General features: G+C 62.3%; 6 protein-coding genes. All 6 read left to right on the top strand.

Features of this window, described 5'->3' with window-relative positions; translation table 11 throughout:
* Window positions 1–164 precede the first annotated feature (164 nt).
* Window positions 165–1,115: an ABC transporter permease gene (locus AC0L3H_RS07845; protein WP_473585068.1), complete on the top strand. Its 951-nt coding sequence runs from the start codon at window positions 165–167 to the stop codon at window positions 1,113–1,115.
* Between the two features lie 35 nt (window positions 1,116–1,150).
* Window positions 1,151–2,029, top strand: coding sequence for an ABC transporter permease (locus AC0L3H_RS07840; protein ID WP_473585067.1), 879 nt, complete (start codon window positions 1,151–1,153; stop codon window positions 2,027–2,029).
* 57 nt (window positions 2,030–2,086) lie between these two features.
* The gene (locus AC0L3H_RS07835; protein ID WP_473585066.1) at window positions 2,087–3,397 is read left to right on the top strand and encodes an NAD(P)/FAD-dependent oxidoreductase; all 1,311 of its coding nucleotides are present in this window, start codon (window positions 2,087–2,089) and stop codon (window positions 3,395–3,397) included.
* Window positions 3,379–4,890 carry a threonine synthase gene (gene thrC, locus AC0L3H_RS07830; RefSeq protein ID WP_473585065.1) on the top strand — a complete coding sequence of 504 codons (1,512 nt, stop codon included), beginning with the start codon at window positions 3,379–3,381 and terminating at the stop codon, window positions 4,888–4,890. The genes AC0L3H_RS07835 and thrC overlap by 19 nt, the downstream gene beginning before the upstream one ends.
* Before the next feature lie 33 nt (window positions 4,891–4,923).
* Window positions 4,924–5,868 (top strand): homoserine kinase, encoded by a 945-nt coding sequence (locus AC0L3H_RS07825; RefSeq protein ID WP_473585064.1) that lies wholly within the window; start codon window positions 4,924–4,926, stop codon window positions 5,866–5,868.
* Window positions 5,869–5,906: 38 nt separating this feature from the next.
* On the top strand, window positions 5,907–6,682 hold a 776-nt coding region (locus tag AC0L3H_RS07820), incomplete at its 3' end, for an aminotransferase class I/II-fold pyridoxal phosphate-dependent enzyme (RefSeq protein WP_473585063.1).

Genomic DNA, 6,682 nt, shown 5'->3' with positions numbered 1-6,682 from the left:
CCCCCCACCCTGTTGGGGCTTGTTTTTCTAACAAAAACCACCCCCCCCGGCGGCCCCGGCGTCGCGCCGGGCGTTCTTTTTCGCCCCCCACAACCCCCCCCCCCCCCCCCCGGCCGGGGCCCCCCGGCCAGTCACCGGTGCTGTCTTGAAAGAGGAGAGTTGAAATGCGCGGCTTCCTGCTCAACCGGCTCTCGCAGAGCCTCATCCTGCTCCTGATCGTCTCGGTCATCGGGTTCTTCGTCCTGAACCTGCTGCCGGGGGGGCCGCTGGCGCAATTCGGGCTCGATCCCGGCATGACGCAGGACGATCTCGAGCGCCTGAAAGAGCAATTGGGGCTTAACCGCCCACTTGTGGTGCAATATTTCGACTGGGCCTGGCGGCTTCTCCAGGGCGACTGGGGACACTCCTTCCGCGACGGCACGCCTGTGCTGGCAGTGATTGGCCGGCACGTCCCTGCGACGCTGCTGCTGATGGGGACGTCCACCGCGATTGCGATCGCCATCGGCACCTGGATCGGCATTCGTGGCGCCACGCACCGCTATTCGCTGTTCGACTATATGGCGACGGTCGGAGCCATGGTCGCGCTGTCGATCCCGACCTTCTGGTTCGGGCTCGTCGGCATCTACATCTTCTCCCTGCAGCTGGGCTGGCTGCCTGCAGGCAACATGTACACGATCGGCGACGGTTCGGTCCTGAACTACCTGCATCACCTGATCATGCCAAGCATCGTGCTGTCGCTGGTGCATGTCGCGATCTGGAGCCGCTACATGCGATCGGCGACGCTCGACGCCATCAGCCAGGATTTTGTCAAGACCGCCCGCGCCAAGGGCCTGAGCGAGCGCCGAGTCATAATGAAGCACGTCGTCGGCAATGCGCTTTTGCCGATGATCACACTGGCTGGGGTCCAGCTTCCCAGCATCCTGACCGGCGCGCTGGTGACGGAGACAGTGTTTACCTGGCCGGGGATGGGTCGACTGTTCCTGGACAGCCTCGGCTACAGCGACTACCCGGTCGTGATGGGACTGCTGATGTTCTCGGCCATTCTCGTCATCTTGGGCAACCTGATCGCAGATATTGCCGTGGCGATCGTCGACCCGCGTATTCGTCTGGGTTGAGCGCGTAACCTCACACCCTACAGGAGGCACCCGAAATGACCGCTCTCGCCGCAAATGCAGGACCAAGCCGCTGGTGGCGCAGCCGCACCGTGCGCCGTTTCACCAGCCATCATCTGGCGTTGCTGGGAGTCGCGATGATCACCCTTCTCACGCTGGCATGCGTCTTCGGCCCTCATCTCCTGCCCTATGATTCCCTATACATCGATTTGCGCGCCCGCTTTGCACCGCCGCTGACCGGCGACCACTATCTTGGGACCGATCCTTTGGGGCGAGACGTGGCGGCGCGACTGTTCATGGCGGGGAGGACCTCACTGCTGGTGGCTTTCTTTGCCATGCTGCTGTCGACGATGATCGGAACGCTCGTCGGCGTGATCGCGGGCTACCGCGGCGGCTGGATCGGCGCAGCGCTGATGCGCACGGTCGACGGCTTCCTCTCATTCCCCTCCATCTTCCTGCTGCTTGCCTTGGCCGCGGCACTGAAGCCGAGCCCGGCTATGGTCACCGTCATCGTCGCCGTCACCAGCTGGATGGAGGTAGCCCGAATTGTCGAGGCCGAGGTGCGGTCTTTGCGCGAGCGCGAGTTTGTGCTGGCTGGGCGCATGCTGGGGCTTAGCGGTGCGCATATCATGTTCCGCGAGATCCTGCCCAACGCCATGGGCCCGATCATCGTGGCCGCGACGCTGACAGTTGCGCACGCTATTCTCCTGGAAGCCTACATCAGCTTCCTGGGCTATGGCATTCAGCCGCCGCTGCCGAGCTGGGGCAACATGCTCGAGGGCGCCCAGCAGTATCTGGACAGTGCGCCCTGGCTGGCGATCATCCCCGGGGCCGCCATCACCATCGCCGTGACAAGCTTTAATTTCATCGGCGACGGGTTGCGCGATGCGCTCGACGTGCGGGACGACCGTGTCTGATCTCGTCGACAAAAGCGGCCCGCGCCTCACCCGAAAACCCAGCGAGAAGTGACTCTCATGCACGAGCCGAAAGTCGCCGACAAGAGCACCCCCTACTGGTGGGAAGCGGCGCCCGTCATGCCGCTGCCGCCGCAGCCCCTGGCGAGGACAGTCGATGTGGCGATCGTCGGCGCCGGCTATGCCGGGCTTTCGGCCGGGCTTGCGCTGGCGCGCGAGGGGCGCTCGGTTGCAGCTTTTGATGCGATGAATCCGGGCGAGGGGGCCTCGTCGCGCAATGGCGGAATTACCAGCGGGAGCATCCGGCTGGACTACGCCACGATCACCCGGCGCTTCGGCGAACAAAAAGCCATGGCGATCGAGGCCGAGGGCAAGGTCGCGCGCGAATTCCTTTACGACTTCATCAAGTCGGAAAAGCTCGACTGCGACTTTCAACCGGTTGGCCTGTTCAAGGGCGCCATCGGATATGAACAGTACGAGAAGATGGCCCGCGGCGCCGAGGCGTTGGCAAGGAAACTGGGGATCGAATCCTACGCTGTTCCATTCGCAAAGCAGCGCGACTACGTCGGCACCGACTTCTATCGCGGCGGCATGGTCAGGATGGACATCGGCGGGCTGCACCCGGCCAAGTTCCACGCGGAGCTCCTGCGGGTGGCGCTCGCTTCGGGACTGGCGGTGCATTCGAACACTCCCGTGACCTCGATTGAAAGGGATGGCTCGGGGTTCCGCGTCGCCACTTCGGCCGGAACGGTGCAGGCGCGCCAGGTGCTGGTCTGCACAAATGGCTACACGGATGGCGCCAGTCCCTTCCTGCGCCGCCGCCTGGTGCCGGTTCGCAGCCGGATCATTGCCACCGAGGAACTCGCGCCTGAGGTGATGGCGCGCCTGATGCCGAAGCGGATGATGATGGGTGAGGGCCGCGAGCTTGGCTTCTATTACCGCCCTTCGCCGGACGGCAGACGCATTCTGCTCGGCGGGCGCGACAGCTCGCGTGCAGGCGATCCGGCAGCCCCGACGCTGCGTTTGCGCAACGGGCTGGGCGAAATTTTCCCAGAACTGGAGAACGTTCGTCTTTCGCATAGCTGGTTCGGCAATGTGGCGATGCACCGTGACATGCTGCCCAGGATCTTCGAGAAGGACGGCGTGGTCTATGCCACCGGATTCTGCGGTTCGGGCGTGGTCTGGGCGCCATGGGTCGGCACACGTGCGGCTCACAAGCTGATGGGGCACGGCGAGCAGGCGCGCACCGCGTTCGACTTTCGGCCGCCCGCGGCCGTCCCGTTCTATCGCGGCAATCCGTGGTTCATCCCGGCCGTTATCAAGGGCTACGCCCTGCAGGACCGTATCGCCTGGTGGCGCGCCAGCCGCTGAAGGCCGAACGGTTGGCGGTCACTCGACCCTTGCCGAACGATAGCGGCAACAAGGAACAGCATCACATGCACTACATCTCCACGCGCGGCCATCCCGAACGCAGGAAGTTTTGCGAGATTCTGCTTGAAGGTCTCGCCCCGGATGGCGGCCTCTATGTGCCTGAGGTCTACCCTCGGCTGGATGATGCCACGCTGGATCGGTGGCGGGGCTTGTCCTACCCGGTGCTCGCCTTTGAAATCCTGTCGCTCTACATCGACGATATTCCGCCCGCTGACCTGAAGGCCATCTGCGCAAAGACCTACAGGCCCGAGGTTTTTGGGACCGCCAGGATCGTGCCCGTGCGAACGCTTGAGAGCGGTCTCCATGTGGCGGAACTGTCGAACGGTCCCACCCTGGCGTTCAAGGACATTGCGATGCAGTTGCTCGGCAATCTGCTCGAGTATGAACTGGCGCGGCGGGGTGAGGAGCTGAATATCCTCGGGGCAACCAGTGGCGACACGGGCAGCGCAGCGGAATATGCCATGCGCGACAAGAAGGGCATCCGCGTCTTCATGATGTCGCCCCACGGACGCATGAGCGCCTTCCAGCAAGCCCAGATGTTCAGCCTGCAGGACGACAACATTCACAACATTGCCATCGAAGGGGTATTCGACGATTGCCAGGACATCGTGAAAGCCGTGTCCGGCGATGCTGACTTCAAGAGGCGCCACCGGATCGGCGCCGTCAATTCGATCAACTGGGCCCGGCTGGTCGCTCAGGTGGTGTATTACTTCTCTGCCTATTTTCAGGTGACTGAAGAGAATTCGTCAGAGGTCGACTTTGCCGTTCCCTCGGGCAATTTCGGCAACGTCTGCGCCGGTCATGTTGCGCGTATGATGGGACTTCCCATTTCCCGTCTCGTCATTGCGACCAACGAGAACGACGTGCTCGATGAGTTTTTCCGCACTGGGGTGTATCGCGTGCGGGGCCGGGCAGATACCTATGAAACCTCGAGCCCATCCATGGACATTTCCAAGGCCTCCAATCTCGAGCGTTTCGTGTTCGACTTGCTCGGTCGCGACGCCAGCCGGACGAGATCGCTGTTCGACGATCAACTGCGCGAAAGCGGGTCGTTCGATCTCAGCGGGGATCCGGCCTTCGGGACGGCGGCGGACCATTTTGGTTTCGGCAGCGGGAAGAGCACCCACGCCGACCGGTTGCAGACGATCCGTGACGCGTGGCACCGCTTCAACGCGGTGATCGATCCACACACTGCAGACGGCGTGAAGGTCGCGCGCGAGCATTCGGTTTCGGATGTGCCGATGATCGTGCTCGAGACGGCCCTGCCGGTCAAATTTGCGGAGACCATCAGAGAGGCCCTGGGCCGAGAGCCAGTTCCTCCGCAACGGTTCGACGGCATAGAGGGTTTGCCGAGACGGTTCAAACTGCTTTCCGCCGATGCACAGACCGTGAAGACCTACATCGCTGAAACCCTGCAGGCTGCGGTCTGCTGAAAGGCTGCTTCCGCGACCGGGACCTTTTTCGCCATGGCCGTATATACCGAATTGTCACCTGACGAAGTCGCAACCTTCTTTCAGGCTTTGGGCCTGGGACAGCCGAACTCCGTTCGCGGCAGCGCGAGTGGAATTGAGAACACGAACTACTTTGTCGACACCGAGGCAGGCGAATATGTGCTGACCCTGTTCGAGCGGCTCACATTCGAGCAATTGCCCTTCTACCTTCACCTGATGAAGCACCTTGCGGCGCGGCGAATGCCGGTCCCGGATCCGGTTGCCAACGTCAGAGGCGAAATCCTTCACACACTGAAAGGCCGGCCTGCCGTGATCGTCAACAGGCTTCCTGGCGAGAGCGTGACGGCGTCGACAGAGTCGCATTGTCGCGCTGTCGGGGAGATCCTGGCGCGAATGCACGTGACCGGGAGCGACTACCCACGGCGACAGGCCAATCCGCGCGGCCTCGAATGGTGGAACGAGGTGGTGCCGGTGGTCGGCCGCTGCGTATCTGAGGGACAGCGCTCGCTGCTCACAAGCGAACTGGCCTTTCAGAACCAAATTGCCGTGTCCTCCACCTACGAGGAACTCCCAAGCGGGCCGGTGCACGCTGATCTCTTTCGCGACAACGTGTTGTTTGAAGGTGGTCACCTGACCGGCGTCTTCGATTTCTACTTCGCCGGATGCGACACCTTTCTTTTCGATATAGCCGTGTGCCTCAATGATTGGTGCGTCGATAGTGGCACCGGCCGCCAAGACACTAAGCAAGTTGCCGCCTTTCTCGGCGCGTATGAGTCAGTTCGGGCGCTCACTGGACCCGAACGCCTATTGCTTCCTGCGATGCAGCGCGCTGGAGCATTTCGTTTTTGGTTATCGCGTCTCTGGGATCTGTACCAGCCCCGGGAAGCTGCGCTCCTCAAAGCACACGATCCAAGCCACTTCGAGCGCATGTTGCGCGTGCTCCGGGGAGAAGTCGCATGAGCAAGACCGCGAAGATCACAAATGGAAATGGAAGCACGATGGCACCGACTCTCAAAGACCACGTTGGCGAGCTGCTTTCGCAGATCGAGACGGAGGGCCTGTACAAGCGCGAGCGAGTCATCACCTCGCCCCAGTCGTCCGAAATCGAGGTTGGCGGCCGCAAGCTGCTCAATTTCTGCGCCAACAACTATCTCGGCCTCGCCGACAGCGAAGAGCTGCGCGAAGCGGCGAAGGCCGCGCTCGACCGATACGGCTACGGCATGGCCTCGGTGCGTTTCATCTGCGGCACGCAGGAAGAGCACAAGCAGCTCGAGGCGACGATTTCAGGCTTTCTCGGCATGGAGGACACGATCCTCTATGGCTCCTGCTTCGATGCTAATGGCGGCCTGTTCGAGACGCTGCTTTCCGAGGAGGATGCGGTCATTTCCGACGCGCTCAACCACGCCTCGATCATCGACGGCGTCAGGCTCTCCAAAGCAAAACGCTTTCGCTATGCCAACAACGACATGGCGGCGCTCGAGGAGGAATTGAAGAAGTCCGAAGGCAGCCGCTTCAAGCTGATCGCCACCGACGGCGTTTTTTCCATGGACGGCATCATCGCCAATCTGAAGGGCGTCTGCGATCTCGCCGACAAGTACAATGCCATGGTGATGGTCGACGACAGCCATGCCGTCGGCTTCGTCGGCAGGAACGGGCGCGGCTCGGTCGAGCATTGCGGCGTCGAGGGCAGGGTGGATATCATCACCGGCACGCTCGGCAAGGCATTGGGCGGCGCGTCGGGCGGCTACACATCGGGCAAGAGCCAGGTGGTCGA

The sequence above is a fragment of the Mesorhizobium sp. WSM4816 genome, assembly GCF_055811535.1.
This window is presented reverse-complemented; position numbering and strand designations above follow the sequence as displayed.

Excerpts from the sequence above, each read along its gene's own strand:
- AC0L3H_RS07840 (WP_473585067.1), top strand. The coding sequence starts at position 1,151 with ATGACCGCTCTCGCCGCAAATGCAGGACCAAGCCGCTGGTGGCGCAGC.
- AC0L3H_RS07835 (WP_473585066.1), top strand. The coding sequence starts at position 2,087 with ATGCACGAGCCGAAAGTCGCCGACAAGAGCACCCCCTACTGGTGGGAA.
- AC0L3H_RS07825 (WP_473585064.1), top strand. The coding sequence starts at position 4,924 with ATGGCCGTATATACCGAATTGTCACCTGACGAAGTCGCAACCTTCTTT.
- AC0L3H_RS07845 (WP_473585068.1), top strand. The coding sequence starts at position 165 with ATGCGCGGCTTCCTGCTCAACCGGCTCTCGCAGAGCCTCATCCTGCTC.